The 24,742-nt window shown below is 67.5% G+C and carries 22 protein-coding genes; 4 read left to right on the top strand and 18 right to left on the bottom strand.

The window, feature by feature from the left end:
- Nucleotides 1–64 precede the first annotated feature (64 nt).
- The 7 genes from SOM18_RS12390 to SOM18_RS12360 all read right to left on the bottom strand — a co-directional run bounded on the left by SOM18_RS12390 (nt 65) and on the right by SOM18_RS12360 (nt 9,888).
- Nucleotides 65–1,174, bottom strand: a complete 1,110-nt coding sequence (locus SOM18_RS12390) for a serine hydrolase (RefSeq protein WP_192007841.1) — start codon at nt 1,172–1,174, stop codon at nt 65–67.
- A 116-nt stretch (nt 1,175–1,290) separates the two neighbouring features.
- A complete protein-coding gene (gene nadB / locus SOM18_RS12385; protein ID WP_031440868.1) occupies nt 1,291–2,868 on the bottom strand; it encodes an L-aspartate oxidase in 1,578 nt (525 codons plus the stop codon).
- A gap of 102 nt (nt 2,869–2,970) precedes the next feature.
- A complete protein-coding gene (locus SOM18_RS12380; RefSeq protein WP_031440867.1) occupies nt 2,971–4,251 on the bottom strand; it encodes an MFS transporter in 1,281 nt (426 codons plus the stop codon).
- Between the two features lie 53 nt (nt 4,252–4,304).
- On the bottom strand, nt 4,305–5,555 hold the full coding sequence (locus SOM18_RS12375; protein ID WP_320481787.1) for an arsenic transporter: 1,251 nt from the start codon (nt 5,553–5,555) through the stop codon (nt 4,305–4,307).
- Nucleotides 5,556–5,953: 398 nt separating this feature from the next.
- Nucleotides 5,954–7,261: a xylose isomerase gene (gene xylA / locus SOM18_RS12370; RefSeq protein ID WP_031440865.1), complete on the bottom strand. Its 1,308-nt coding sequence runs from the start codon at nt 7,259–7,261 to the stop codon at nt 5,954–5,956.
- 9 nt (nt 7,262–7,270) lie between these two features.
- A complete protein-coding gene (gene xylB, locus SOM18_RS12365; RefSeq protein WP_031440864.1) occupies nt 7,271–8,716 on the bottom strand; it encodes a xylulokinase in 1,446 nt (481 codons plus the stop codon).
- A complete protein-coding gene (locus SOM18_RS12360; RefSeq protein ID WP_235188383.1) occupies nt 8,716–9,888 on the bottom strand; it encodes a glycoside hydrolase family 43 protein in 1,173 nt (390 codons plus the stop codon). Before SOM18_RS12360 ends, xylB begins: the two co-directional genes overlap by 1 nt.
- 259 nt (nt 9,889–10,147) lie before the next feature.
- On the opposite strand from SOM18_RS12360, the gene SOM18_RS12355 reads away from it, so the two are divergent.
- A complete protein-coding gene (locus SOM18_RS12355) occupies nt 10,148–11,233 on the top strand; it encodes a LacI family DNA-binding transcriptional regulator (RefSeq protein WP_031440862.1) in 1,086 nt (361 codons plus the stop codon).
- A gap of 57 nt (nt 11,234–11,290) precedes the next feature.
- Here the strand turns inward: SOM18_RS12355 and SOM18_RS12350 are convergent, their stop codons facing one another.
- Genes SOM18_RS12350 through SOM18_RS12310 form a run of 9 tightly spaced genes read right to left on the bottom strand, consistent with a single transcriptional unit; the run spans nt 11,291 to nt 20,018 of the window.
- Nucleotides 11,291–12,967, bottom strand: a complete 1,677-nt coding sequence (locus SOM18_RS12350; RefSeq protein ID WP_031440861.1) for a GMC family oxidoreductase — start codon at nt 12,965–12,967, stop codon at nt 11,291–11,293.
- A gap of 21 nt (nt 12,968–12,988) precedes the next feature.
- The gene (locus SOM18_RS12345) at nt 12,989–13,834 is read right to left on the bottom strand and encodes a sugar phosphate isomerase/epimerase family protein (protein ID WP_031440860.1); all 846 of its coding nucleotides are present in this window, start codon (nt 13,832–13,834) and stop codon (nt 12,989–12,991) included.
- Nucleotides 13,831–14,406: a gluconate 2-dehydrogenase subunit 3 family protein gene (locus SOM18_RS12340; RefSeq protein WP_031440859.1), complete on the bottom strand. Its 576-nt coding sequence runs from the start codon at nt 14,404–14,406 to the stop codon at nt 13,831–13,833. The genes SOM18_RS12345 and SOM18_RS12340 overlap by 4 nt, the downstream gene beginning before the upstream one ends.
- Entirely contained in the window at nt 14,403–15,218 is an 816-nt protein-coding gene (locus tag SOM18_RS12335; RefSeq protein ID WP_192008155.1) for a 3-keto-disaccharide hydrolase, read from the bottom strand. The genes SOM18_RS12340 and SOM18_RS12335 overlap by 4 nt, the downstream gene beginning before the upstream one ends.
- Before the next feature lie 26 nt (nt 15,219–15,244).
- The gene (locus SOM18_RS12330) at nt 15,245–16,156 is read right to left on the bottom strand and encodes a hydroxypyruvate isomerase family protein (RefSeq protein WP_031440857.1); all 912 of its coding nucleotides are present in this window, start codon (nt 16,154–16,156) and stop codon (nt 15,245–15,247) included.
- Nucleotides 16,157–16,169: 13 nt separating this feature from the next.
- Entirely contained in the window at nt 16,170–16,559 is a 390-nt protein-coding gene (locus tag SOM18_RS12325; protein WP_192007838.1) for a c-type cytochrome, read from the bottom strand.
- Nucleotides 16,556–17,698: a Gfo/Idh/MocA family protein gene (locus SOM18_RS12320; protein ID WP_056406580.1), complete on the bottom strand. Its 1,143-nt coding sequence runs from the start codon at nt 17,696–17,698 to the stop codon at nt 16,556–16,558. Before SOM18_RS12320 ends, SOM18_RS12325 begins: the two co-directional genes overlap by 4 nt.
- Complete coding sequence (locus tag SOM18_RS12315) at nt 17,695–18,759, bottom strand: sugar phosphate isomerase/epimerase family protein (RefSeq protein WP_031440285.1); 1,065 nt, start codon at nt 18,757–18,759, stop codon at nt 17,695–17,697. The genes SOM18_RS12320 and SOM18_RS12315 overlap by 4 nt, the downstream gene beginning before the upstream one ends.
- Nucleotides 18,756–20,018, bottom strand: coding sequence for an MFS transporter (locus SOM18_RS12310; RefSeq protein ID WP_235188335.1), 1,263 nt, complete (start codon nt 20,016–20,018; stop codon nt 18,756–18,758). The genes SOM18_RS12315 and SOM18_RS12310 overlap by 4 nt, the downstream gene beginning before the upstream one ends.
- A gap of 124 nt (nt 20,019–20,142) precedes the next feature.
- Between SOM18_RS12310 and SOM18_RS12305 the strand changes: the two genes are divergently transcribed.
- The 3 genes from SOM18_RS12305 to SOM18_RS12295 all read left to right on the top strand — a co-directional run bounded on the left by SOM18_RS12305 (nt 20,143) and on the right by SOM18_RS12295 (nt 22,161).
- Entirely contained in the window at nt 20,143–21,150 is a 1,008-nt protein-coding gene (locus tag SOM18_RS12305) for a LacI family DNA-binding transcriptional regulator (RefSeq protein ID WP_031440287.1), read from the top strand.
- A gap of 78 nt (nt 21,151–21,228) precedes the next feature.
- Complete coding sequence (locus SOM18_RS12300) at nt 21,229–21,528, top strand: polysaccharide biosynthesis/export family protein (protein ID WP_320481786.1); 300 nt, start codon at nt 21,229–21,231, stop codon at nt 21,526–21,528.
- A gap of 57 nt (nt 21,529–21,585) precedes the next feature.
- Entirely contained in the window at nt 21,586–22,161 is a 576-nt protein-coding gene (locus SOM18_RS12295) for a hypothetical protein (RefSeq protein ID WP_152555456.1), read from the top strand.
- Here the strand turns inward: SOM18_RS12295 and SOM18_RS12290 are convergent.
- Entirely contained in the window at nt 22,148–23,371 is a 1,224-nt protein-coding gene (locus SOM18_RS12290; protein ID WP_031440302.1) for a glycosyltransferase family 4 protein, read from the bottom strand. The genes SOM18_RS12295 and SOM18_RS12290 overlap by 14 nt on opposite strands.
- Entirely contained in the window at nt 23,368–24,549 is a 1,182-nt protein-coding gene (locus tag SOM18_RS12285) for a polysaccharide pyruvyl transferase family protein (protein WP_031440303.1), read from the bottom strand. Before SOM18_RS12285 ends, SOM18_RS12290 begins: the two co-directional genes overlap by 4 nt.
- Nucleotides 24,550–24,742: the final 193 nt, after the last annotated feature.

Here is a 24,742-nt window from a genome sequence, read left to right as displayed (position 1 = left end):
CGGATGCGCGCGCGCGGACCAATGGGCGAAGCGTGGTTGTTGGGTATCAGGTGTGAGGAAAATCTCAGACCGACGGGCGGGCGCCACCGGCATGCGCGGCGACCGCGGCGGCGACCGCCTGGATCAGCATCTGGCGTTCGCGGATCGGCCGCAGCGTGTCGCCGATCATCACCGCGATCGCATAGCGCTTGCCGTCGGGCGCCGTCAGGAGCCCGACATCGTTGAAGCCGGCGTTGCGGGGACCGAGATCCTGGCCGGTGCCGGTCTTGTGCGCGATCCGCCACCCCGCGGGCAGCGCGGCGCGCAGCCGGGCGCGGCCGGTGACCGACGCGCCCATCGTGTCGAGCAGGACCTGCGTCGAGCTGGCGCTGAGCAATTCGCCCCGCGCGAGCCGGGCCAGCGCGTCCGCGATCGCGATCGGCGCGGCGCCATCGGGCGGATTGGCGACATAGGCGTCGAGTGCGGCGGCGCGGATCTGCGGATCGAGCCGTGCGCGGGCGACCGCAAACGCGTTGCCGAGCGCATAGGCGGGTTGCCAGACGAGCCCCGCCGTCCCGCTTTGCAACAGCCGCTCGCCCGGACCGAAGCGGATCTCGCCCAGCTGTTTGCGCAGGATCATGCCGCGCACCGCCCGCGGGCCGCCGACATAGCTCAGCAGCCGGTCGTTCGCGGTATTGTCGCTATGCGTCAGCGCGCGCCTGAGCAATTCGCCGACGGTGGTGTGATAGCCGTCGCCGGTGACGAGCATCGCGATCGGCTGATGGAACAGCGTCAGGTCCTCCGCGCGGACGACGACCGGATCCTCGAGCTTCGCCTTGCCCTGGTCGCGCAGGTCAAGCAGCGTGATCGCGACCCAAAGCTTGCTGACCGATTGCTGCGGCAGGCGCTGGCGCCCGCCGGCCTCGACCGTCCAGCCCTCGTCCACCGCGCGGATCGCGATCCCCGCCTTGCCCGCAAAATCATGGTGCAAGGCGTCGATCGCGGTGACCAGCGGAGCGGGCGCGGCACGGGTGGCGCGTGCGGTGGGCAATGGGACCGGGATCGATACGCTGGCGGTTCCATCGCCCTGCGGCGCGGCGCCGGTCGCCCCGGGGCGCGACGTCGAGCCACAGCCGGTCAGCGCGAGCGCGATGCCGCCGGTCACGAAAAGACGCGCGAACCTGCCAATTGCCATGGGTGTCGGATATCCTGCGATAGCGCTACGATCCTGATACGGTCCCGATCGCCGCGATACGCCCCGCGTGCCTCGCTGCGACGAACTGCACGCACGGCGCGCCGGGACGTGGAACGTCAGGGCGTCAGGACCGTGTCGACCGCCTCCGGCAGCATCTGCGGATAATCGAGCGTGTAGTGCAGGCCGCGGCTTTCGTGACGGTGCAGCGCCGAGCGGACGATCAGTTCGGCGGTCTGGAGCAGGTTGCGCAGTTCGATCAGGTCGGGCGTGACGCGGAAATGCTGGTAATATTCGGCGACCTCCTCGTTCAGCATCGCGATCCGGTGCTGTGCGCGTTCGAGCCTTTTGGTGGTGCGGACGATGCCGACATAATTCCACATGAAGCGGCGGATCTCGGTCCAGGTCTGCTTGATGACCACTTCCTCGTCGGAATCGGTGACGCGGCTTTCGTCCCAGGGGCGGATCGGCGGCGGCGGGGGCAGGCTGTCCCAATCGGCGGCGATGCTGTCCGCCGCGGCCTCGCCGAACACGAAGCATTCGAGCAATGAGTTTGACGCCAGCCGGTTCGCGCCGTGCAGCCCCGATTCGGTGCATTCGCCCGCCGCATAGAGCCCGGGAAGGTCGGTCTTGCCATGCTCGTCGACGACGATCCCGCCACAGGTGTAATGCTGGGCAGGGACGACGGGGATCGGCTGCGTCGTCATGTCTATCCCGACGGTCAGCAGCTTTTCGTGAATGTTCGGAAAATGATGCCGGATGAAGTCGGCGGGCATGTGGCTGATGTCGAGATGGACGTAATCGAGCCCGTAGCGCTTGATCTCGGCATCGATCGCGCGCGCGACGATATCGCGCGGCGCCAGCTCCATCCGGACGGGATCATAATAGGTCATGAAACGCTTGCCGGTGGTCGGGTTGATCAACCGTCCGCCTTCGCCGCGCACCGCCTCGGTGATCAGGAAGTTCTTGACCTCCAGATTGTAGAGGCAGGTCGGGTGGAACTGCATCATCTCCATGTTCGACACGCGCGCGCCCGCGCGCCAAGCCATCGCGATGCCGTCGCCCGTCGCGCCGCGTGGCGCGGTCGAGAACAGGTAAGTGCGGCCCGCACCCCCGGTCGCGAGGATCGTCGCGCGCGCCGTGTAGAGCGCGACGCGTCCGGTGCCGCGGTCGACCGCATAGACGCCCCAGACCCGGCCTGCGCCCGAATAGCGCATCTCGTGCCGCCCGGTGGCGAGGTCGATCGCGACCTGGTCGGGGACCAGCGTGATGTTGGGGTGCGCTTCGGCGGCTCTCTGCAGCGCCTCCTGCACCGCCCAGCCGGTCGCGTCGGCGACATGGACGATCCGGCGATGACTGTGGCCGCCCTCGCGCGTCAGGTGCAGCGCGTTCCCTTCGGTCTCGAACGGCACGCCGAGATGCGTGAGTCGTTCGATCGCGGCCGGCGCGCCCTCGACCACCATCTCGACGATCCCGCGATCGTTCAGCCCGGCGCCGGCGACCATCGTGTCCTCGACATGATTCTCGAACGTGTCGCCGGGTTCGAGTACCGCGGCGATCCCGCCCTGTGCCCAAGCGGTCGACCCTTCGTTCAGCGCCCCCTTGGCGAGCACGGTGACGGTGAAACGGTCGGCGAGGGTGAGCGCGGCGGTCAGCCCGGCCGCGCCGGAACCGATGATGAGAATGTCGCTGGTCATGCGGCTCGGGATCCGGGGCAGGGGACAGGGTGATGCGGGGTCCTGCTGTTGCACGAAAGTGAGACCACAGGACAGGGGGGTGTTCGGATCGATCGCCCGGACTTATCCGCGCGCGCGCTTTTTCGTCTCGGGCATCGTGACCAGATAGAGCAGGAACCCGGCCCCCGCGATCGCCGCGAGCGTCAGGAAGTTCGCGCTATAGCCTGCCCAGACGATGATCGATCCCGCCAGCGTCGCCGACAGCGCCGCGCCGAGCCCCTGCGTCGTCGCGACCGCGCCCTGGCTGACGTTGAACCGGCCGCTGCCCTCGGTCAGGTCGGCGATCACGACGGGGAACAGCGCGCCGAAAATGCCCGCGCCGACGCCGTCCAGCGCCTGCACGCCGACCAGCCAATAAGGGTCGTCGGACAGCGTGTAGAGCGCGCCGCGCGCGGCGAGGAATCCGAAGGCGACGAGGAACAGCGGCTTGGTGCCGAGCCGTTCGGCATGCCGGCCGACGAAGATCGCGACGGGCACCATCACGAGCTGTGCCGCGACGATGCACGCGGCGGTCAGCGACGTCGCCTGATCCTTGCCGACGGTGCGCGCGAGCAGTTGGCTGACCGAGGTCAGCATCGCGGCATTCGCCAGATGGAAGAGGAACGCGATCACCGCAAAGGTCATTAGCGGGCGGTTCTCGATCAGCGTCTTCCAGCCGCTCGGCTCGTCGCAGTCCGCATCGGGCTCGCAGTCGAGGCCACGCGCGACGGCATTGTCGATATCGTCGTTGTGGAGCCGCGTCGCGGTGACGATGCTTGCAACGGTCAGCGCGCCCATCAGCCAGAAGACCACGACCGGTCCGAACGTCCAGGCGAGCACGCCCGCGAGCCCGGCGGACACCGCATTGCCGGCATGGTTGAACGCCTCGTTACGGCCGACCCGCTTGGCGAACATCTTCGGCCCGACCAGACCGAGCGTGATCGCCGAGATCGCGGGGGCGAAGATCGCGCCCGCGACGGCGGCGACCGACTGGGTGATGGTCACCACGGTGAAGCCCGTGACGAACGGCAGCGATACGCTGGCCAACGTCACCAGCAACGCTGCCACCATGACGATCCGCGGCTTGTTGCGGCTCTTGTCGATCAGGCTGCCGGCGGGCGTCTGCGCGATCAGGCCGACGATCCCGGCGATCGTCAGGACCAGCCCGACCGTCGCCTCGTTCCAGCCATGCGCGGGGCCGCGGACCGCGACCAGATAGATGGCGAGATAGGGCCCGAGCCCGTCGCGCACGTCGGCAAGGAAGAAGTTGAGCGCATCGAGCGTGCGTCCCGCCGGCGCATGACGGTGCGGAGCTTTGCCGCCGGGGGGGTGGCGGGAGGGCAGGGAAGCGGAGAGGGTCGCCATGGTCGGTCCTTGGTCCTGGGAAAGAGGGGGCGGGCAGAGGGGAGCGTCGAGGGTCAGCCGATCAGCAGGCGCGTGCCGAGCGCGGCGGCGAGCGCGGGAATCATCGTCACCGCGCCGACCTTCAGGAAGCGCAGGAACCCGACATCGAGGCCTTCGCGGCGGATCGCCTGGAGCCACAGGATCGTCGCGAGCGACCCGGTGATCGACAGGTTGGGGCCAAGATCGACGCCGATCAGCAGCGCATCGACGACGACGCGCGGCGGCTGCGCCTGCGCGACCGCGGTGCTCGCGATCAGCCCGGCGGGAAGATTGTTGACCAGGTTCGACCCGAAAGCGAGCAGGGTCCCCGCGGTCATCGCCGCGCGCGCCGAATCGGCGGCCTCTGCACGCAACCACGCCGCGACGTGGCCGATGACGCCGCTATGATCGAGCGCCTCGACCAGCACGAACAGCCCGGCGACGAGCGGCAGCACGCTCCACGACACGTCGCGCACGACCATGAGGGGTGACATGCGGACCAGCAGGCAGATGGCGAGCGTCGTCGCGACCCCGGCGATGCAGGTCGGCAACCCGAGTTGCACGTCGAACGCCGAGGCCAGCAACAACACGACCGCCGTGACGACGATCCCTGCCAGCGCCGCCTTGCCGCCGAGGGTCAGCGGCGTACGTGCGATCTCCGTCTCGCACTGTCCGACGAGCCGCGCACGCTCGGTCCAGCGGAGCGCGCCGTAGGTCACGACGATCGCCGCGACCGATGGCAGCGCGAATGACGCGAACCACTGGCCGAGCGGGGGCATCGTGCCGCCATAGAGCACGAGGTTCGCCGGATTGGAGATGGGCAGCACGAAGCTTGCCGCGTTGGCGATGAGCGCGCAGGCGAACAGCAGCGGCAGCGGATCCGCCTTCGCCTTGCGCGCGGCGGCATAGACGGCGGGCGTGAGCACGACCGCGGTGGCGTCGTTCGACAGGAAGGTCGTGGTGACGATCCCGGTGACGTAGACGAGCGCGAACAGGCGGACGGGCGACCCCCGCGCGCCGCGCGCGGCGGTCGCGGCGATCCAGTCGAACAGGCCCTGCTGACGCGCGGTCTCGCTGAGCAGCATCATGCCGATCAGGAAGAGATAGACGTCCATGCCCTTGCCGACCGCGGCCAGCCCGGCAGCGAGCGGCAACAGACCCAGCGTGAGCAGCGCGACCGCGCCGGCGACCGCCCACACCGCCTCGGGCAGGCGGAACGGGCGCGCGATCACCCCGGCCGTCGCCGCCGCGCAGATTGCCCAGGTCAGGCTAGTCTCGGGGGGCACGCGCAGTGTCCGTCGCATTTTCCGATGCGGCACCGATCCGGCGCGACACGGCAGTTATTATCGCCACAATGACTAGCATAGCCGGTCATCACCCTGGTCCTCGCCATGGTCCTTTCAGACTAGGCGGCGTGATCGGGAAGTGTCGTTGCCCTAATGATTGTGTTACGCATCGATCCGGCCCCTGACATGACTTGTGGACAACTGGTGTCAGGCGCGACAACACAGCAGCAGGGGCAAAGGGCCCCGCCGCGATCGTGACAAATCGTTCATGTGGCAATCGGACCCGGATTGACGGGTTTATCGCCTGTTCCCAGCGGCTTGATCGCAGCGGCTGGGCGGCGAGCGGCGGCAAGGCCGGGGCCCGTCCGTCAGGACGTGGCCCCGGCGTCGCGGGTTGATCAGAGGAAGCGGTTGATCAGGTTTTCAAGGCGTTCCTGCTGGCCCGAAACCGGCTTCGGATCGATGTCGCGCTCGACCGCAAGATCGGCAATACCGGCCAGATCCAGCCCGCCGATCGTGCTGCCGAAGTCACCGTCCCAGCCGGCATAGCGCTTGGCCTTGATCGCATCGACCCGACCATCCTCGATGATCGCGGCAGCGGCGAGCAGGCCCTTCGCGACGACGTCGATGCCGCCGACATGGCCGTAGAACAGGTCGGCCGCGTCCATGCTCTGGCGCCGGACCTTGGCGTCGAAGTTGAAGCCGCCCGTGGTGAAGCCGCCGCCGCGCAGGATCTCGACCATCGCCAGCGTCAGTTCCTCGACCGAATTGGGGAACTGGTCGGTATCCCAGCCATTCTGCGGATCGCCGCGATTGGCGTCGATCGACCCGAAGATGCCGAGCGCGTTGGCGGTCGCGATCTCGTGTTCGAAGGTATGCCCCGACAGCGTGGCGTGGTTCGCCTCGATGTTGACGCGCACCTCGTTCTCGAGCCCGTAGCGCTTGAGGAAGCCGTACACCGTCGCGGTGTCGAAGTCGTACTGATGCTTGGTCGGCTCGTGCGGCTTGGGTTCGATCAGGATCGTGCCGGTGAAGCCGATCTTGTGCTTGTGCTCGACGACCAGGCTCAGGAAGCGGCCGAAATTGTCGAGTTCGCGCTTCATGTCGGTGTTGAGCAGCGTCTCATAGCCTTCGCGACCGCCCCACAGCACGTAGTTCTGGCCGCCGAGGCGATGCGTCGCCTCGAGCGCGTCGCGGACCTGCAGCGCGGCAAAGGCATAGACTTCGGGATCGGGGTTGGTCGACGCGCCGGCGGCATAGCGCGGATGGCTGAACGCGTTGGCGGTGCCCCAGAGGAGCTTGCGGCCCGACGCGGCCTGGAGCTGTTCGAGGTGGTCGACGGCTTCGGCGAAGAACCGGCGATGCTCGGTCACATTGGCGGCATCCGCCATGACGTCGACGTCGTGGAAGCAGTAATAGGGCACGTCGAGCTTCTTGAAGAAGTCGAACGCGACCTCGCGCTTGTGCGCTGCGGCAGCCGAGTCGTTGGCGCCGGCATGCCAGGGGCGGTTGAACGTGCCCCCGCCGAACACGTCCGACCCCGGCCAGCAGAAGGTGTGCCAGAAGCACGCGGCGAAGCGCAGATGCTCCTCCATCGTCTTGCCGAGCACGACCTTGGTCTTGTCGTAATAGCGATAGGCCAGCTCGTTGCTGCTGTCGGGGCCCTCATATTTGATCTGGGGGATATCGGCGAAGAAGTCGGACATCGGGGATTCCTATGACTTGGGGGTGATACGGGGATAGGCCTGGCGGAACGCCGCCTTTTTCTCGGCGAGCGCGGCGACGAGTGCGGGGTCGGGGGCGATGCGGTGCGACACGGGCGGTGCGACGCAGACCGTCGCAGGATCGCCGCCATCGACACCGAGCTGCGCGAGCCGCGCGGCGCCGAGCGCGGGGCCGACCTCGCCGCCCTGGAGATAGACGAGTTCGACCTCCATCGCCGCGGCGAGCACCGCGCCCCAGTAGCGCGAGCGCGCGCCGCCGCCGATGACCGCGAGGCGTTCGACCGTCGTCCCCGCCGCGCGCAGCACGTCGAGCCCGTCGGCGAGCGCGAAGGCGACGCCCTCGAGCACCGCCTGCGACAGACGGCCGGCATCGGTGTCGTTGTCGAGCCGGAGAAACGCGCCGCGGACCTCGGCATCATTGTGCGGCGTGCGCTCGCCCGAGAGATAGGGGAGGAAGATCTCGGGGCCGCTGGCAGGACCGGCGGCTTCGGCGCGTGCGAACAGGTCGGCCGGGCCGGTCGCGCCGGTGATCCTCGCGACCCAGTCGATGCACGACGCGGCCGACAGATGGACCGACATCTGGTGCCACATGCCCGGCAGCGCGTGGCAGAAGGCATGGACCGCGCTATCGGCGTTGGGGCGGAAGTCGCTGGTCGCAACGAAGATCACGCCCGAGGTGCCGAGCGAGAGCAATGCATCGCCGTCCGCGACCACGCCGACGCCGACCGCACCCGCGGCATTGTCGCCACCCCCCGCCGCGACGGGGACCGGCGGCATGCCCCAGAGTTCGGCGACCTCGGCGGTCAGCGTGCCGGTGATCTCGGAGCCTTCGTACAGCCGTGGCATCTGCGCCTGCGTCAGCCCGCACGCGGCCAGCAGCGCGTCGCTCCAGCTCCGCGCGGCGACGTCGAGCCACAGGGTCCCTGCGCTGTCCGACAGGTCGGACGCCTTGTCGCCGGTCATCAGCAGGCGGACATAGTCCTTGGGCAGCAGCACGGTCGCGATCTTTGCGAAGATCTCGGGCTCATGCTCGCGCACCCAGAGCAGCTTGGGCGCGGTGAAGCCCGGCATCGCGATGTTGCCCGCGATTGCGCGCAGATCGGGCACCGCACGCTCCATCGCTTCGCACTCAGCAAAGCTGCGGCCGTCGTTCCACAGGATCGCGGGGCGTAAAGGGCGGTCGTCGGCGTCGAGCAGGGTCGCGCCGTGCATCTGCCCGGCAAGCCCGACGCCGCGGACCGAACGGCGGACGGCCGGGTCGATGGCCTGGACCGCCGCGGTGGTCGCATGCCACCACGCATCGGGATCCTGTTCGGACCAGAGCGGATGCGGCCGCTGGACGCTCAGCGCGGCGACGCCCTGGCCGACGACGCTGCCGGCCTCGTCGAGCACCACGGCTTTCACGCCGGAGGTGCCGATGTCGATTCCGAGGAACATCAGTTGACGAACGGATCGATGGTGGGGATCGAGCCGTCGGGCGCGAACTTCAGCTCGGTCACCTTGACGTTGCGCAGGTGGTTCTTGTTGCTCAGCTGCGTGTCCGCATAGAACAGCCACCATTTCTTGTTCCACTCGATGATCGAATGGTGGCTCGTCCAGCCCTGCACCGGCTTCAGGATATGCCCCTTGTAGGTGAACGGCCCGTACGGGTTGTCGCCGGTCGCATAGTTCAGGAAGTGCGTGTCGCCGGTCGAGTAGGTGTAATAATATTTGCCACCGCGCTTGAAGACCCAGGACGCCTCGAAGAAGCGCCGCTCATGATCGCCGCCGAGCACGGGCTTGCCGGCCTCGTCGAGGATCTGGACGTCGCGCGGCGTCTCGGCAAAGCTCTTCATGTCGGGGTTCAACCGCGCGATCTTGCCCGACAGCGCGGGCTGGTCGTCCTGGCCGAGATCGGTGTCGGAGCCGTTGGGATCGAACTTGCCGTCCTTCCAGCGCTGCAGCTGGCCGCCCCAGATGCCGCCGAAATACATGTAGCTGGCGCCGTTCGCGTCGGTGAACACCGCGGGATCCATCGAGAAGCTGCCCGCGATCGGCTTGGGGTCCGCCTTGAACGGGCCGACCGGGCTCTTCGACGTCGCGACGCCGATGCGGAAGGTGCCGAGCCCGTTCTTGTCGAGCTGTTTGTCGCGCACCGGGAAATACAGATAATAGGTGCCGTTCTTATAGGCCGCGTCGGGCGCCCACATCTGCTGCGACGCCCAGGGCACGTCCTTCACGTCGAGCGCGACGGGGTTCACCTTCACCGGCCCGCCGATCCGGTCCATCGACAGCACGCGGTAGTCGCGCATCGCATATTGGTTGCCCAGATCGTCGTCGGCGGTCGTCACGTCGATGTCGTGGCTCGGATAGACATAGATCTTGCCGTTGAAGACATGCGCGGACGGGTCGGCGGTGTAGATGCTGGTGACCAGCGGCTGCGACAGATAGCGCTTGCCCTCGGGGCTGCGCGGTTCGCCCTGCGGTTTGGCGGCGGACTGCGCCGTCGCGGTCCCGCCCGTGAACAATGTGGGTGCGAGACCCGCCAGCACGGGAACGACCAGAGCGGAGGCGGCCAGCAACGGGACCGCGCGCGCACGGCGGGCAGGCATGGGGAAACGGAGGCGCATGACCTTATGATCCTTCCTAAAAACCGGTCTTCTACGAGACCTGTCCTCCGCCGTGGCGGGAGATAGCGCTATCATATCCCTCCCGTGCGCCGGAGCAAGGGGGTTCCGCATCATCGCGCACGAAAAATACCCCGTGAAAAGAACGGCCGGGGTCCCGCAACGGGGCGAGCCGTCCATCGGGGTCCGACGACGTTGACCGACTCGGGATCGGATCGCGTGGGGCTTTGCCGCGTCAAGGGGGTGCGCTAACGGTTGGTACATGAACACTTCCTCGATCGGCCGCGTCAAGACTTCGCGGCGCACCGGCGGCGCGCCGACCATCAGCGACGTCGCGCGACTCGCCGGGGTCTCGCCGATGACCGTGTCGCGCGTGATCAACGGCACGAGCAATGTGCGCGCCGCGACGCGCGATGCGGTGACTCACGCGATCGCGACGCTGAACTATGCGCCCAACCCGGCCGCGCGCAGCCTGGCCGGGGCGGGGCAGGTCCGCATCGGCCTGCTCTACAGCAACCCGAGCGCGGGCTTTCTCAGCGAGTTCCTGCTCGGCAGCCTCGACCAGGCGGCGCGCAGCGACGTGCAGATCATCATCGAGAAATGCGACCTGGGCGAGCACGAGATCGCGGTGACGCGTCACCTGATCGAGGGCGGGATCGACGGCATCATCCTGCCGCCGCCGTTGTGCGAGGCGGATGCGGTGCTCGACCTGCTAGCGGCGGCACACGTCCCGACCGTGTCGCTGGCGAGCGGGCTGCCCGTGCCCGACATGCTGGCGATCCGCATCGACGACCGCGAGGCGGCGCTGACGATGACCCGGCACATCATCGCGCTGGGCCATCGCCGGATCGGCTTCATCACCGGCAACCCCAATTTGTCGTCGAGTGCGCGCCGGCTCGAAGGCTATGCGGCGGCGCTGGACGAGGCCGGGATCGCGCGCGACGAGTCGCTGATCGCGCACGGGCTGTTCACCTACCGATCGGGGCTCGATGCGGCCGAGACGCTGCTGGGGCTCGCCGAGCAGCCATCGGCGATCTTCTCGTCGAACGACGACATGGCGGCTGCGACGGTCGCGGTCGCGCATCGGCGCGGGCTCGACGTGCCGGGCGACCTGACGGTGTGCGGGTTCGACGACACGACTTTGTCGACCGCGATCTGGCCCGAATTGACGACGATCCACCAGCCGATCGCGGACATGGCGCGGTCTGCGGTAGAAATGCTCGCCTCGACCATCCGCCGGTCGCAGGCGATCGATCCGCAGGACCGGCACAAGACGTTCGATTTTACGCTGATCCGGCGCCAGTCCGACTCGGCACCGCGGCGCAGGCCCAAGGTCTCCGTCGACTGATCCGTCACCCGCCACCCATCGATGATAGCGATATCATCGATGGGTGGCGGGGGCCGATCAGGCGCGGGTGCGCTGCTTCACCGCGTGGTCGGCGGCGCGCGCGGTCAGTGCCATGAAGGTGAGCGACGGATTGACGCAGGAGGCCGAAGCCATCTGCGCGCCGTCGGTGACGTAGAGGTTGGTGGCCTCGTGCGCGCGGCTCCACGCGTCCAGCACCGAAGTACGCGGATCGCGACCCATGCGCGCGCCGCCCATCTCGTGGATCGCGTCACCGGGGACGTGCTCCTGTTCCGAACTCTTGACGTTGGTCAGCCCGGCCCCGCGAAGCATCGCCTCGCCCTGCGCCCGCGCATCGGCCATCATCTTGAGTTCGTTGTCGTGGAAGCGCACGTCGAACCGGAGCAGCGGCACCCCGAACCGGTCGACCTTCGACGCATGCAGCGACACATGATTGTCGGCATAGGGCAGGCATTCGCCGAACGCGCCCATGCTGAAGTGCCACGGCGCATAGTTGCGCATCCCGTGCTTCATCGAAGCGCCGAACCCGACGGGTGCCGCAGGCGTGCGATAGGCGCCGCCCTGATAGCCATAGCCGCGTTTGAAGCCGACGCCGTCGTCGCCGCCGATGTTGCGGAAGCGCGGGATATAGACGCCCCCCGGGCGGCGGCCATATTCGATGAACTCCTGCATCCCGCCGATCTCGCCGTCGACCCCGACGCGGAAGATATGGTCCATCACATAGCGGCCGAGCGTGCCGCTCGTGTCGAAATGGCTGCGATCGCTGCCCGCCGGACGCGAATTGAGCAGGATCTGCGTCGATGCCATCGCCGAGGCGCAGAGGAAGACGAGGTCCGCCTGGACCGACTGCGCCTGGCCGGTCTTGGTATCGATGTAGCGGACGCCGGTCACGCGCTTGGCCTTGGGATCATAATCAAGGCTGGTGACGACCGCGTCCGACTGCAGCGTCAATCGGCCGGTCGCGCGCGCCGCGGGCAGCGTCACCGCCTGGGTCGAGAAATAGGCGCCGAACGAGCAGCCATTGCTGCACTGGTTGCGGAACTGGCATTTGGTCCGGTTCTGCTCGGGCTTGTCCTCGGTCATGTTGGACAGGCGCGTGTTGATCAGCTTGCGACCGGGGAAGCGGCTTTCCAGATTCTGCTTCAGCCACTTTTCCGCGACGTTCATCGGGATGGGGGGCTGGAATTCGCTGTCCGGCAGATAGGGTAGATTCTCGCGCGAGCCGGACACGCCGATATATTTCTCGACATAGCTGTACCAGGGCGCGACGTCGCCATAGCGGATCGGCCAGTCGCCATCGATTCCGTCACGCTTGTTCGCCTCGAAATCCTCCTCGCTCCACCGGAAGCACCAGCGTCCCCAGATCAGCGACTTGCCGCCGACCGCCGCGGGCCGGATCCAGTAGAATTTGCTGCCCTCGTCATAGGCATAGGGGTTCAGCCGGTCGTCATTGTAGAAGGCGCGGTTGCTGGGTGCGACATAGCCGTGCTTGGCGATGAAATAATCGCTTTTGACGAGCGCCGGGGGCATGATGTTCCGCGCAGGCACCTCGTAGGCGGGCTTGCCATCATAGGCATAGCCTTCGCCGTGCTCGACCATCACGCCGCGGTCGAGCATCAGGACGCGCAGGCCCTTTTCGGTGAGTTCCTTCGCAGCGAACCCGCCGCTCACGCCCGATCCTATGACGATCGCGTCGAACCTGTTGGTTGCGGCCATGGTCTTGGTCTCCTGTCTCGATCAGAAGCGCAGTGCGCGCAGCGTCCGGAAGCTGGTGGTGATGTCGGGCAGATAGGGCGCGGGCGCCTGGTCGTTCTCGACGTAGAAATGCTGCACGCCGGCGCCCGACTTGCGCTTGAACAGCGCGGCAAAGTCGAGCGTGCCCTGGCCGACCGCGGTCATGCTGCGATCGGGGCGCATGTCCTTGACGTGATAGGCGTAGAGGCGGGTGGACAGCCGGTCGATCAGCGCCGCGGGATCCTCGCCCGCATGCGCCGCCCAGTAGATATCGAGCTCGAGCTTGACGAGCGCGGGATCGGTTTCCCTGAGCAGGCGGTCGTACAGGCTGACCCCGCCGGGCCGGATCGTGAATTCGAAATCATGGTTGTGATAGGCAAAGCCGAACCCCGCCGACTTCAGCTGCGTCGCGAAGCGGTTGAAATTGGGCAGCGCGGCGTTCCAGCCCTGTTCGTTGCGATGCTCGTCAGTCATGTACGGCAGCACGACCGTCTTCGCGCCGAGCGTCCTCGCCATCGCCACCGACGGTTCGAACCGCTGAAGCAGCGCGTCATAGCCGATATGCACCGAGGGTGCGGTCAGGCCGAGCCGGTCCATGGTCTTGCGCAGCAGCGCATGATCCATCGTCTCGTACCCGCCGCCGCCGAATTCGACCTCGCGGTAGCCGATCCGCGCAACCGCCTCGAGCGTGGCGACGGGGTCCTTCGCGAACAGCTCGCGCACGGTATAAAGCTGCAGGCCGATCGCCTTGAGCTGTGCGGCGGAGGCGGGGGAGATCGAGCGATCGACCAGCGCGAGCGCCGCCACCGCACCGGTGCCCGTAAGCAGGGTTCTACGGCTGAGGATCATGAGGAATACACCTTGTTGACCTGGGAATAGGGGAAGGCACCGTTATATTCGCCCGGCACCGGCAGATATTCGCGTTCCTGCGTGATGCCGATTTCGGACGTGTAATAGCCGGTGATGACGAGCTGTCGGAATGCGGTGAAGAACGCGCCGCCCGACGGCAGGCCGTCGTTCATCGCCAGGGTGAGCAGCGCGTCGTGCTGTGCCGCGGTCGCCCGGGCGCCGGCGACCTTGTAGTCCTGCAGACAGCGCGCCTCGATCGCGTCGAGCCCGGCGATGATCGGCACGCGGTCCTCGGGTCGGGCCCAGTCGGCCAGCAGCTTTTCGATAAAGGCAGGGACGTCCGCCGCGATCGCCCCGGGGGTATCGGTGGTCGGCAGGACGCGCTCGCTGAGCGCGGTCATCAGTGCACGTTGTGCAGGCGTGAAGACCGGCGCGCTCGGTGGCCCTTCGCTGATCGGCGGGATACCGCCCGCCGGCTGCTGCGCGAGCCCGGCCGCGCGCGCGATCGGGGCATAGAGCGCTGCGCCGAACATGCCGGCGACACCGGCCAGCGCGGTTCTGCGATCGATCATTTACCGTCCTTTCCAAGGTCCTGCGCGATTGCCGCATCGGTCAGCGGGCGGATCCAGATGTTGCGGAACGCCACGGGGGAATCATGGTCCTGCAGCTGGATCGGCGCCGCATCGGGATGCGCGGTATAGCGTGCGACATGGCGCCAGTTGGTCGTGCCGAGCATCGCCTGGTGGTTCTGGACGAGCACGCCGTTGAGCAAAGCGGTCACGTAAGCTGGCCGAACCAGACTGCCGTCGGCGGCAAAGCGCGGCCGCTCGAACACGATGTCGTAGGTCTGCCATTCGCCGGGTTTGCGCGCCGGGTTCACCAGCGGCGGCTTCCAGCCATAGACCCCGCCCACCGTCCCATCGGCATAGGTCGGGTTCCGATAGCCGTCGAGGATCTGCAGCTCGTAGCGCTGCATGAACCAGATGCCGCTGTTGCCGCGGTCCTGCGAGCTCTTGGTCGGCGGATTGGGCGAGCGGAATTCGAGATGCATCTGCACGTCGCCGAAGCTCTGTTTCGAGACGAGATTGTTCTCGCCGCCGCTTTTTGCGCGCGACGGAATTATGAGCGCACCGTTCTCGATCGGCCAGGCGATGCGATCGGGCTTCCACGCATCGAGCGAACGGCCGTCGAACAGCACGATCGCGTCGGCGGGCGGACCGCCGGGGGTGGCGGCCGGCGCGACGGCGACGGGCGCAGGGCGGTCGGCGTCGTGGACACGCCATTGGCCGCCGGGCAGCATCGGCGTGTCCTTGAAGCCCGGCTTGTCCTGCGCGGCAACGGACCCCGTTGTCATCAGCGCCATCGCCGCGACGACCCCCGCCATCACATAGCTCGTCATGCTCTTCCCCCTCATGCCGCGTCGATCGCGCGGTAGGCGGCGATCAGGCGATCCTCGCCCGCACGTCCCGCCACCGAATTGCCGTGTTCCATGCCGATTACCCCCGCATAGCGCCGGCCGCGCAGCCAGCGGACGATCGCGGCATAGTTGATCTCGCCCGTCATCGGCTCGTTGCGGCCGGGATTGTCGCCGAACTGGAGATAGCCGATCTCGCTCCAGCAGCTGTCCAGCGTGGGGATCAGATTCCCCGACTGGATCTGCTCATGGTAGAGGTCGGCCAGGATCTTGACCGCAGGGCTGTTCGCGCCGCGGGCGACCGCATAGCCCTGCGCGATCGTCTGCATATAGACGCCGGGATGGTTGGTGCGCGTGTTGAGCGGCTCCATCACCATCGCGATGCCGTGCGGCGCGACGATATCGCCGGCCCGTCGCATGACGTCGATCACGCGCGCCGTCTGAATCTCGACGGGCAGTTTCGGGTCCATGAAGCCGGTGACGACGGTCATCCGGGTCGCGTTCAGCCGCTTGGCGACCGCGATCGACGCGCGGATATCGGTCAGGAACCCTTCGCGATCGGCGTCGTCATTGGCGCCGAGCAGGGGCCGCGACTTCGCCCATTTTGGCATGCTCGCGACGAAGACGCCCATCGTCATGCCGCGCTGCGCCAGTGCCTTGGCCATCCGCTCCTGGTCGGCGACGGGGCGGGCCGCGGCCTCATTGTCCTCCCAAGCGGTGAAGCCCTGGTCGGCGGCGAAGGCGATCTGCTCGATCAACCCGCCGCGGCTCGCAAAGCTGCCCTCATGCGGCGCATAGCCAAGCGAGAAGCGGGCGGCGGTCGTGCCGCGGCGCTGCGCGGCGATCCCCGCGGGGAGCAGCGACACTGCGGCGCCGGCCGCGATCAGCGTGCGGCGTGAGAGCGTCATCGCCGGATCCGTCTCATTTCGAGCCCGCCGCCTTTAGATAGGCGATGATCGCGGCGCGCTTCGCGGGATCCGGGGTCGCGATCGGCATGCGCGATCCAGGGACCTTCTTCGACGGCGAGGCGAGATATTCGCTCAGCGTCGCGTCGTCCCAGCGCAGCTTCGACGCCTTCAGCGCGGGCGAATAATTGAACCCCGGCGCCGCGGCGGCGGCACGGCCGACCACGCCGTGAAGATTGGGGCCGATGCCGTTGCGCCCGCCCTTGTCGACCGTATGGCAGGCCCGGCACGCGGCAAAGGCCGGGGGCGCCGCGGCGGGCGTCGTCTGGGCGCTGGTCGGCGCGCAGACGGCGATGAGGGCCGCCGCGCCGATGCCGGCCGCGCCAAGCCCGATGAAGAATTTCATTCCGTCTCTCCAGGATAGAGCGGCGACCATTTGCGGTCCGATGCCGCGTTGGCGATCACCGCCTCGATAAACCGCATCGTGCGAAGCCCGTCGACGACGCCGGGGAACCAGCGCCCGCCCTCGCCGCGGACGGTTGCCGCAAAGGCGCGATACAGATTGGCGAACGCCTCGATATAGCCTTCGGGATGGCCCGACGGGGTCCGCGTCAGCGCGGCGACACCGGGCTGCAACGCGGGGCCGCCGGTGCGGACGATCTCGGCGGGGCGGTCGAGCCAGCGCATGACGAGCGTGTTCGGCTCCATTTGCGCCCATTCGAGCCCGCCACGCTCGCCATAGACTCGCAGCGTGAGCGCATTTTCCTCGCCGGCGGCGACCTGGCTCGCCTTCAGCATGCCGCGCGCACCGCCCTCAAACCGCAGCATCGCGCTGACATCGTCGTCGAGCCGGCGGCCCGGCACGTGCGTCGTCAGATCCGCCGAGACCGCCTCGACCCGCAGCGCGCAGACATGTTCGGCGAGGTGGAAGGCATGCGTGCCGATATCGCCGAGACAGCCGCCCAGCCCGGCACGGGCCGGGTCGGTCCGCCACTCGGCCTGGCGGTTGCCGTCACCATCGATCGGCAAACTGAGCCAGCCCTGCAGATATTCGACCTGGACGAGGCGGATCGCGCCAAGATCGCCGCGTGCGACGCGTGCGCGCGCCTCCTCGATCATCGGATAGCCGCTATAGGTAAAGGCGAGCGCGAAATGCCGGCCGCTGGTCTTGGCGGCGGCAGCGATCGCCTCCGATTCGGCGACGCTCATCGCCATCGGCTTTTCGCACAACACGTCGAAGCCCGCGTCGAGCGCGGCGATCGCCATCGGCGCGTGGAGATGGTTGGGCGTGACGACCGCGACCGCCTGCGCGCGGATGTCCGCGGGCAGCGCGCTTTCGCCGGCGATCATCGCCTCGAACGACGCATAGACGCGTGCCGGGGCGAGCCCGAGCTGTGTGCCGGTACGCGTGTTGCGGCCGGCATCGGTACTGAACGCACCCGCGACGAGGTCCCAGTCGCCGTCGAGCGCGGCGGCCATCCGGTGGACCGCGCCGATGAACGCGCCCTCGCCGCCGCCGACCATCGCGAGCCGCAGCCGGGTCATGCGCGGTCCTCCGCCAGTCCCAGGATCGCACGGATCGATGCGCGATCGATCCCGCTGGCGGCGAAATCGTCGAACGGGCGCTCGGTCAGGCGGATGATGTGATCACGGATGAACGGTGCGCCCTCGCGCGCGCCGTCCTCGGCCCGCTTGAGCGCGCACTCCCATTCAAGCACCGCCCAGCCGGCAAAGCCATATTGCGCCATCTTGCTGAAGATTGCGGAGAAATCGACCTGTCCGTCGCCGAGCGAACGGAACCGGCCGGCGCGGTCAACCCAGCTTTCATACCCGCCATAGACGCCCGATCGGCCGGTCGGGTTGAACTCGGCATCCTTGACGTGAAAGCAGGATATCCGGTCGTGATAGCGGTCGATGAAGTCGAGATAGTCGAGCTGTTGCAGCACGAAATGCGACGGGTCGAACAGGAGGCGCGCGCGCGGATGGTTGTCGACCGCGGCAAGGAAGCGTTCCCAGGACGCGCCGTCATGGAGGTCCTCGCCCGGATGCACCTCGAACGCGCAGTCGACGCCGGCCTCCGCGAACACGTCGAGGATCGGGGTCCAGCGGCGCGCGAGCTCGGCGAACGCCTCCTCGATCAGCCCGGCCGGGCGTTGCGGCCAGGGATAGACATAGGGCCAGGCAAGCGCGCCCGAAAAGGTCGCATGCGCGGACAGGCCGAGATTGGCGCTCGCACGCGCGGCCAGCTTGACCTGTTCGACCGCCCATTGCTGGCGCTCGGCGGGCTTGCCGTGCAGCTCGGGCGGGGCGAACCCGTCGAACAGCGCATCATATGCAGGGTGGACCGCGACGAGCTGGCCCTGGAGATGCGTCGACAGCTCGGTGATCGCGATGCCATGCGCGGCGAGCCGGCCGCTAAGATCGTCGCAATAGGTCTTGCTCTCGGCAGCCAGCGACAGGTCGATCAGCTGCGACGTGCAGGGGATCTGCACCCCGACATAGCCAAGTCCGGCAGCCCATTCGGCAAGTCCGTCGAGCGTGTCGAACGGCGGCTCGGTGCCGAGAAACTGGGCGAGAAAGATGGCTGGTCCGCGCAGTCCGGTCATGCTGCAATCTCCCGTCGGGTATCGTCGCGAAACAGGATCTGGAACAGCAGCGCGATCACGGCGGCGGCAATCGCGGGATACCACCACATATGCTGCCAGTCGGCGATGGTCGGGGCGGCGGGCAGCTGCGCATAGAGCATCGCGCCGATCTGCGACCCGAGCAGCATGCCGACGCCATAGGTGAACAGCGTCAGCATCCCCTGCGCCTGTGCGTTCACCCCCTTGGGCGTCGCGATCGTGCCGGTGTAGATCGCGCCCGCGACGAAGAAGAAGTCGTAGCAGACGCCGTGCAGCGCGACGCCGAGATAGACCGCCCAGAGGCTCGACCCGCCGTCACCGATCGCGAACAGCGCGTAGCGGGCCGCCCAGGCGATCATCCCGACCAGCAGCAGCGGCTTCACGCCGAACCGGCGGTAGAGCCACGGCATCGAGAACATGAAGACCAGTTCGGACATCTGCCCGATCGCGAGCGTGCCGCCGACATTGGTGATGCCGGTCGCGCCGACATAGGGCGAGGCATAGGCGTAATACATGGCGAGCGGGATCGAGATCAGCGTCGCGCAGGTCATGAAAATCAGGAATGACCGCTGGCGGAGCAGACCGAAGGCCTCGACGCACAGGACCTGGCGCAGCACGCTTTCGTCACGCGGCGCGTCGGAGGCGACATTGGGCAACGTGAAGCTGTAGAGCCCGAGCGCGATCGAGACGACCGCCGCGACGCGGAAGATCTGCGGGCTGGCGGACAGTCCCGCCCAGCCGATGATCAGCCCCGCGGTGATCCAGCCGAGCGTTCCGAACGCGCGCACGAACGGGAAATTGTCGGTCCGATCGCCAAAGCTCTTGAGTGCGATCGTGTTCGCGAGCCCCACGGTCGGCATGTAGAGGATCATGTAGCCGAGCAGCAGCCAGACGAAGCTCGCACCGCGTTCGGGCGTCACGAACGACGGCAGCACGAACAGGATTACGCCGCCGACGAGATGGAGGATGACCATCAGCATCTTCGGGCTGACATAGCGCGCCGCCGCCATGCCGAGCAGGAAAGAGCCGACGATCGAGGCGATCGGACCGACCGAAAAGGCATTGCCGATCAGGTTGCCGATCCCGACGGTCTGCATCGCCAGCCCGAGCGTGACGTTCCACGCGCCCCAGACGAAAAACTGCATGAACATCAGCGCACTGAGGCGCGCGGTGAGCATGCCGCCCGCCGCGGTGTCGACACCGCGCAAGGGGGCCGTTCCCAGATCGTCCGCTACCGCCATTCGCCACCTCTCAACCGCAGTTTTGCTGCTTGTCTGACATAAGGCTAGGTCGGCGAAGCATCGATGTAAAGGATTACATCGGTTATCGGTCGACAGCGGCAGCGGCCGGATCCATGACCCGGCGATGCCGACGATCATCGAAGTGGCCGCGATGGCTGGCGTCTCTACCGCAACCGTGTCGCGCGTGCTCAGCCGACCGGATCAGGTGTCCGAGAAGACTCGGCTGCGCGTGCTCGCGATCGTCCGGTCGTCGGGCTACGCCCCCAATGTCGCCGCGCGCAGCCTGCGCACGCTGCGCGCCGCCAAGATCCTGCTGACGGTCCCCGACATCTCGAACCCGTTCTTCGCCAGCGTCATCCGCGGCGCAGAGGAGGCGGCGCGCGACGCGGGCTATTCGGTCGTTGTCGGCGACACGCGGCATGATTCCGCGGTCGAGGATCAATATGCCGATATGCTGTCGCGTCGCGAGGTCGACGGGCTGATCTTCCTCGGCCATCGGCTCCCCGACAGCTTGGCGTCGCTGCTCGCGCGGGAGGGGGGTGCCGCACCGATCGTCAATGGCTGCGAATATAGTGCGGATCTCGGCGTCCCCAGCGTCCATATCGACAATGCGGCGGCGAGCGCGGAGGCGATCGCGCATCTCGCCGATCTCGGCCACCGGGCGATCGGCGTCGTCACCGGCCCCGAGATCAGTCCGATCAGCCGCGACCGTCTGGCGGGTGCGCTGCGGGCGGCCGAGCTGCGCGGTCTGCGCGACGCGCTGCACGTCGAGATCGGCGATTATTCCGCGGGGTCGGCGTTCGTGGCCACGCGTGCGCTGCTCGCCGCCGGGGTGACGGCGATTTTCTGCTTCAGCGACGAGATGGCGCTGGGGGCGCTGAGCGCGATCGGCGAGGCCGGATTGTCCTGTCCGCGCGACGTGTCGGTCATGGGGTTCGACGATCTTCCGCTCGCACGCTATTTCCAGCCCGCGCTGACCACCATCGCGCAACCCAAGGGGATGATCGGCCGGCGTACCGTCGAGCTGCTCGTCGACATACTGCGCGGCGTCGAATGCCCGCGGCGGCAGACGACGCTCGCGCATACGCTCGTGGTGCGCGGCAGCACAGCCGGGCCGCGCACCGACCGCTAAGGCGCGCGCGCGGCACCGTCCGACGGGCCGCCCGCATCGTCCCTGAGGCCGCGTCCCGCCAAGCAGGTGTCGCAATCGGTGACGGCAAGCCTTGCCCAGGGCTATGTCAACAATCCGCACGTCAGCGTCGAGGTCCTCAACTATCGCCCTTATTATATCCTGGGCGAAGTCGCGCGGCCGGGCGAGTTTCCGTTCGTGAACGGCATGACGATCGAGCAGGCGGTCGCGGCCGCGGGCGGGTTCTCCTATCGGGCCAATCGCAACCATATCTATATCCGTCGCGCGCGGGCGACCGAGGAGCGCACCGTCGTCATTCGCGAGCAGCCGATCGAGGTCCAGCCCGGCGATACGATCCGCGTCGGCGAACGCTATTTCTGATCGCGGTCCCCGGCCGGTTTAATACGAAATTGAGGTGTCCCGGTTATGGCTGTGGCCATGATTCGAGGACCCTCCCACTGGATCACCGGCGCAGACGTGGTCATGGCCGCGCGGGGCGGCCTAGTGCTGCTCGTCGTCGCGGCGGGTCTGCTGTCCGCCGCGGATCTGATCGCGGCTCCGTTGGGCGCAATCATCGCCTATGCGCTGGCGCTGTTGCTGCTGCTCGGCCTGCCGATGGTGCGCAGCGCGGATATCGCCGGGCTTGGCGCGATCGGCCTGACGCTCGGCGAATTCGCGGGATCGGCGTTTTTCCATCATTCGATCGACGCGATGCGGTTGCTCTATGGCATGGCGGCCTTGGGTGCGGCGATCCTGCCGATGCGTGCGCAACGGCTACGCGCGACGGCGCTCGCCAATCCCTATCGGGTCCTTGCCGGCAGCGAGCGCCGTGGCGCCGGCCGCGCACGCGCCGGAAAAGCTACGATGGCCGACGACAGTAGGGGCGTCGTCAAGACCGGCTATGCGACGACAACCGCGGCCAGGACCGCCCGGGCGGACCGCCGGGGTGCACGCGGGGGCGCATTGCCGCTGCCGCTGCTGCTTCCCGCGCCGGCGTCAGTCACGCTGCCATAGCCAGGCGACGCGCATAGGCGTCGAGCAGGCGGTCGATCCACGCGTCGGGCGTCAGCGCGAGCCCGCGGGTGTGGCCATAGGCCGCCTCGCTCATTCGGCGTGCCAGCGCATCATCTTCGGCAATCAGCCGGATCGCGGCGGCAAACGCTAGCGTGTCGCGCGGTTCGATCGCCAGCCCGGCGCCCGCCGCGACGATATCGTCTGCGAGGAAGGCGGTATCGGTGATGATGACGGGCAGGCCGCTCCACAGCGCCTCCGCCGCGACCAACCCATAGGGCTCGGGATAACGGCTCGGCATGACGAGCATCCGCGCGCGTTCCGCATAGCCGCGGATCGCCGCCGGCGGTTGCTGGCCCATGAACGACATTTCGGGATAGCTGGCCTGTAGCGACTCGCGCAGGACGCCGTCACCGATCACACGCAAGGTGCACCCCGCCGCCCGCGCCGCCGCTGCAGCAAGATCGGGACCCTTGGTCGCTTCGAGGCGGCCGATGAACAGGATTTCGGCATTGCGTTCGGCCTCGACCCGGGTGTTGCACCAGGGCACGACCGGATTGGGCAGCGCTTCGATGGCCGCGTCCGGAATGCCCGCGCGCATCAAATACGGGCGCATCGATTCGTGGATCGCCAGAACCGGCGGCGAGTGGCGCGGATCATAAAGATGGCGTTGCACCGCCTGCCGACTGACCCGCCAGAGCTTGTGCGCGTAACTGCGACGATCGCAGTTCGCGCCGATGCAGCCGGGCGACATCGGCGTCAGCGTGCAGACCGCACCGCTCTTCAGAAACGCGAACGCGCCGTTTGGACAGGCCAGGAAGAAATCATGCGCCGAATAGACGAGCCGCGCCCGCACCGGCGCGATCGCGGCGAACAGCGACGGCGACAGGATCTGTGCCCAGCCATGCACATGATACACCGTCGACGGGCGATCATTGGCGGCGATCCAGCGCGCGACCATGTCGGCGGCCGCGCGATTATAGACGCCGCGGGTCAGCGCGGTCAGCGCGCCGCCCGAGAGCAGCCGCTTGCTTCCCAGTGCGACGATCTCGACACCCTGGTCGCGGAGCGCCGGGTTGTCGCCATCATCGCCGGTGACGAAGGTGACGCGGTAGCCGCGTGCGCGAAACGCCGATGCGGATGCCAGCGCGAGTGCGGTCGCCCCGCCCTTGGGTACCGACAGGTCGTTGATGACGACGATATGATCGATCATGAACGCGCCGCGACCGCCGCCCTGAGTGCGCGGGCAAGCGCCGCAACGTCGCCGGCCGCCGCATCCATCAACGCCGTGCACGCGGCCCGATCGACCCCGGCCTGCTCGGCCCGTGCGGCCAGCTCGGCCAGCGCGGTCGGCGTGATCGTCGCGGGGTCGACGAAATAGTCCGATCGGCCCGCAATCTCGGCAAAGCTTTCCAGCTTCGGGTCCCATTTGAGCAGGATCGTTGGAACCGCGAAGGAATGCGCGGCGATGCAGGCGTGCATGCGGTGCGCAACCATCAGGTCGCAGCTCGAGATGAACGTGGCGAGGTCGCCGGGCGTGGCGAAATCGGCGATGCGGGTGATGCGCGTCGGCACGGCTGCCGCGATCCAGTCTGCCGCGTTGCGATTGAGATACGCCCGGTCCTCGGGGCTGCCGTTGGTGAACAGCCCGACGGTCCATCCCGCCTGGGCAAGCGCCGTCGCCACGCCACCATACCAGTGCGCCATGTCTCCGGCATCCGTGTCATGGCCGTGATAGCGCAGCGCGAGCGGATCGGTGATGCATAACCCGACGCTGCGGTGGTCGGCGGAGGCGGGGCCTCGCGGATAGTGCCGGCTGGCCAGTAGACCCGGGTCGCGAACCAGCCCCGCGCGGGGGATCGGTGCGGGGAGGAGGTCGTCCCAGATCTCCCGCGATCGTTCGTCGCGCACCGTCGCATAGACCATCGTGGCATTCCGCAATCCGTCGGCGAACAATCGCCTACCGGTCGCGGACCAGTTCCGCGCCACGCCGACCGCAAAGACCGCGGCCGGCAGGTTCACCGCTTCAGACAGTGCGGCGTGGATCTTGACGGGAAAATTGAGATCGCTGTCGCTGAACAGATTGCCGCCGCCGACGACGACCGCATCGCAATCGACGAGCTGGCGGCGAAACGCCGGGCGCAGCCGGATCGCCGCCAGCGCCGAGAGGATCGTGCGGGTCGCGACGCGGCGCAGCGGTGCGGGCATTCCCTCAAGCACGGCGAGCATCCTGCCCCGGCTGGCATTACCGGGCGCGTAGCCCGTCCTGCCGGCAAGATCGATCGAGACCGCATCGATCCCGGCGCGGTGCAATTCGAGCTCAGTGCATTCGGACAGCAGCCCATCGCCCAGATTCGGGCTGTATTTCACATTGAAAAGCGCGACCTTCAAAGCAGCGCCTCCTAGGCTGACAGCAGATTATGACGGGGACCCGACGGTTGGCGCAAATGAGTAATCAGACTTTATCGCGCCGATCGGATCAAACCTACCGACGAAATATCCTACGTGCAACATCAGAGCAGCGTTGCGAGTAAATATAATCTAAAAATGATCAATCAAATCGCTATATGGTGATAAAGTCTGG

Source organism: Sphingomonas sp. CFBP9019, from assembly GCF_034045155.1.
Taxonomy (GTDB): Bacteria; Pseudomonadota; Alphaproteobacteria; order Sphingomonadales; family Sphingomonadaceae; genus Sphingomonas; species Sphingomonas aerolata.
This window is presented reverse-complemented; position numbering and strand designations above follow the sequence as displayed.

Bases quoted from the DNA above. Each gene is read 5' to 3' on its own strand.
- SOM18_RS12390 (WP_192007841.1), bottom strand. From the start codon at position 1,174: ATGGCAATTGGCAGGTTCGCGCGTCTTTTCGTGACCGGCGGCATCGCG.
- nadB (WP_031440868.1), bottom strand. From the start codon at position 2,868: ATGACCAGCGACATTCTCATCATCGGTTCCGGCGCGGCCGGGCTGACC.
- SOM18_RS12380 (WP_031440867.1), bottom strand. From the start codon at position 4,251: ATGGCGACCCTCTCCGCTTCCCTGCCCTCCCGCCACCCCCCCGGCGGC.
- xylA (WP_031440865.1), bottom strand. From the start codon at position 7,261: ATGTCCGACTTCTTCGCCGATATCCCCCAGATCAAATATGAGGGCCCC.
- xylB (WP_031440864.1), bottom strand. From the start codon at position 8,716: ATGTTCCTCGGAATCGACATCGGCACCTCCGGCGTGAAAGCCGTGGTG.
- SOM18_RS12360 (WP_235188383.1), bottom strand. From the start codon at position 9,888: ATGCGCCTCCGTTTCCCCATGCCTGCCCGCCGTGCGCGCGCGGTCCCG.
- SOM18_RS12355 (WP_031440862.1), top strand. From the start codon at position 10,148: ATGAACACTTCCTCGATCGGCCGCGTCAAGACTTCGCGGCGCACCGGC.
- SOM18_RS12350 (WP_031440861.1), bottom strand. From the start codon at position 12,967: ATGGCCGCAACCAACAGGTTCGACGCGATCGTCATAGGATCGGGCGTG.
- SOM18_RS12345 (WP_031440860.1), bottom strand. From the start codon at position 13,834: ATGATCCTCAGCCGTAGAACCCTGCTTACGGGCACCGGTGCGGTGGCG.
- SOM18_RS12340 (WP_031440859.1), bottom strand. From the start codon at position 14,406: ATGATCGATCGCAGAACCGCGCTGGCCGGTGTCGCCGGCATGTTCGGC.
- SOM18_RS12335 (WP_192008155.1), bottom strand. From the start codon at position 15,218: ATGGCGGGGGTCGTCGCGGCGATGGCGCTGATGACAACGGGGTCCGTT.
- SOM18_RS12330 (WP_031440857.1), bottom strand. From the start codon at position 16,156: ATGACGCTCTCACGCCGCACGCTGATCGCGGCCGGCGCCGCAGTGTCG.
- SOM18_RS12325 (WP_192007838.1), bottom strand. From the start codon at position 16,559: ATGAAATTCTTCATCGGGCTTGGCGCGGCCGGCATCGGCGCGGCGGCC.
- SOM18_RS12320 (WP_056406580.1), bottom strand. From the start codon at position 17,698: ATGACCCGGCTGCGGCTCGCGATGGTCGGCGGCGGCGAGGGCGCGTTC.
- SOM18_RS12315 (WP_031440285.1), bottom strand. From the start codon at position 18,759: ATGACCGGACTGCGCGGACCAGCCATCTTTCTCGCCCAGTTTCTCGGC.
- SOM18_RS12310 (WP_235188335.1), bottom strand. From the start codon at position 20,018: ATGGCGGTAGCGGACGATCTGGGAACGGCCCCCTTGCGCGGTGTCGAC.
- SOM18_RS12305 (WP_031440287.1), top strand. From the start codon at position 20,143: ATGCCGACGATCATCGAAGTGGCCGCGATGGCTGGCGTCTCTACCGCA.
- SOM18_RS12295 (WP_152555456.1), top strand. From the start codon at position 21,586: ATGATTCGAGGACCCTCCCACTGGATCACCGGCGCAGACGTGGTCATG.
- SOM18_RS12290 (WP_031440302.1), bottom strand. From the start codon at position 23,371: ATGATCGATCATATCGTCGTCATCAACGACCTGTCGGTACCCAAGGGC.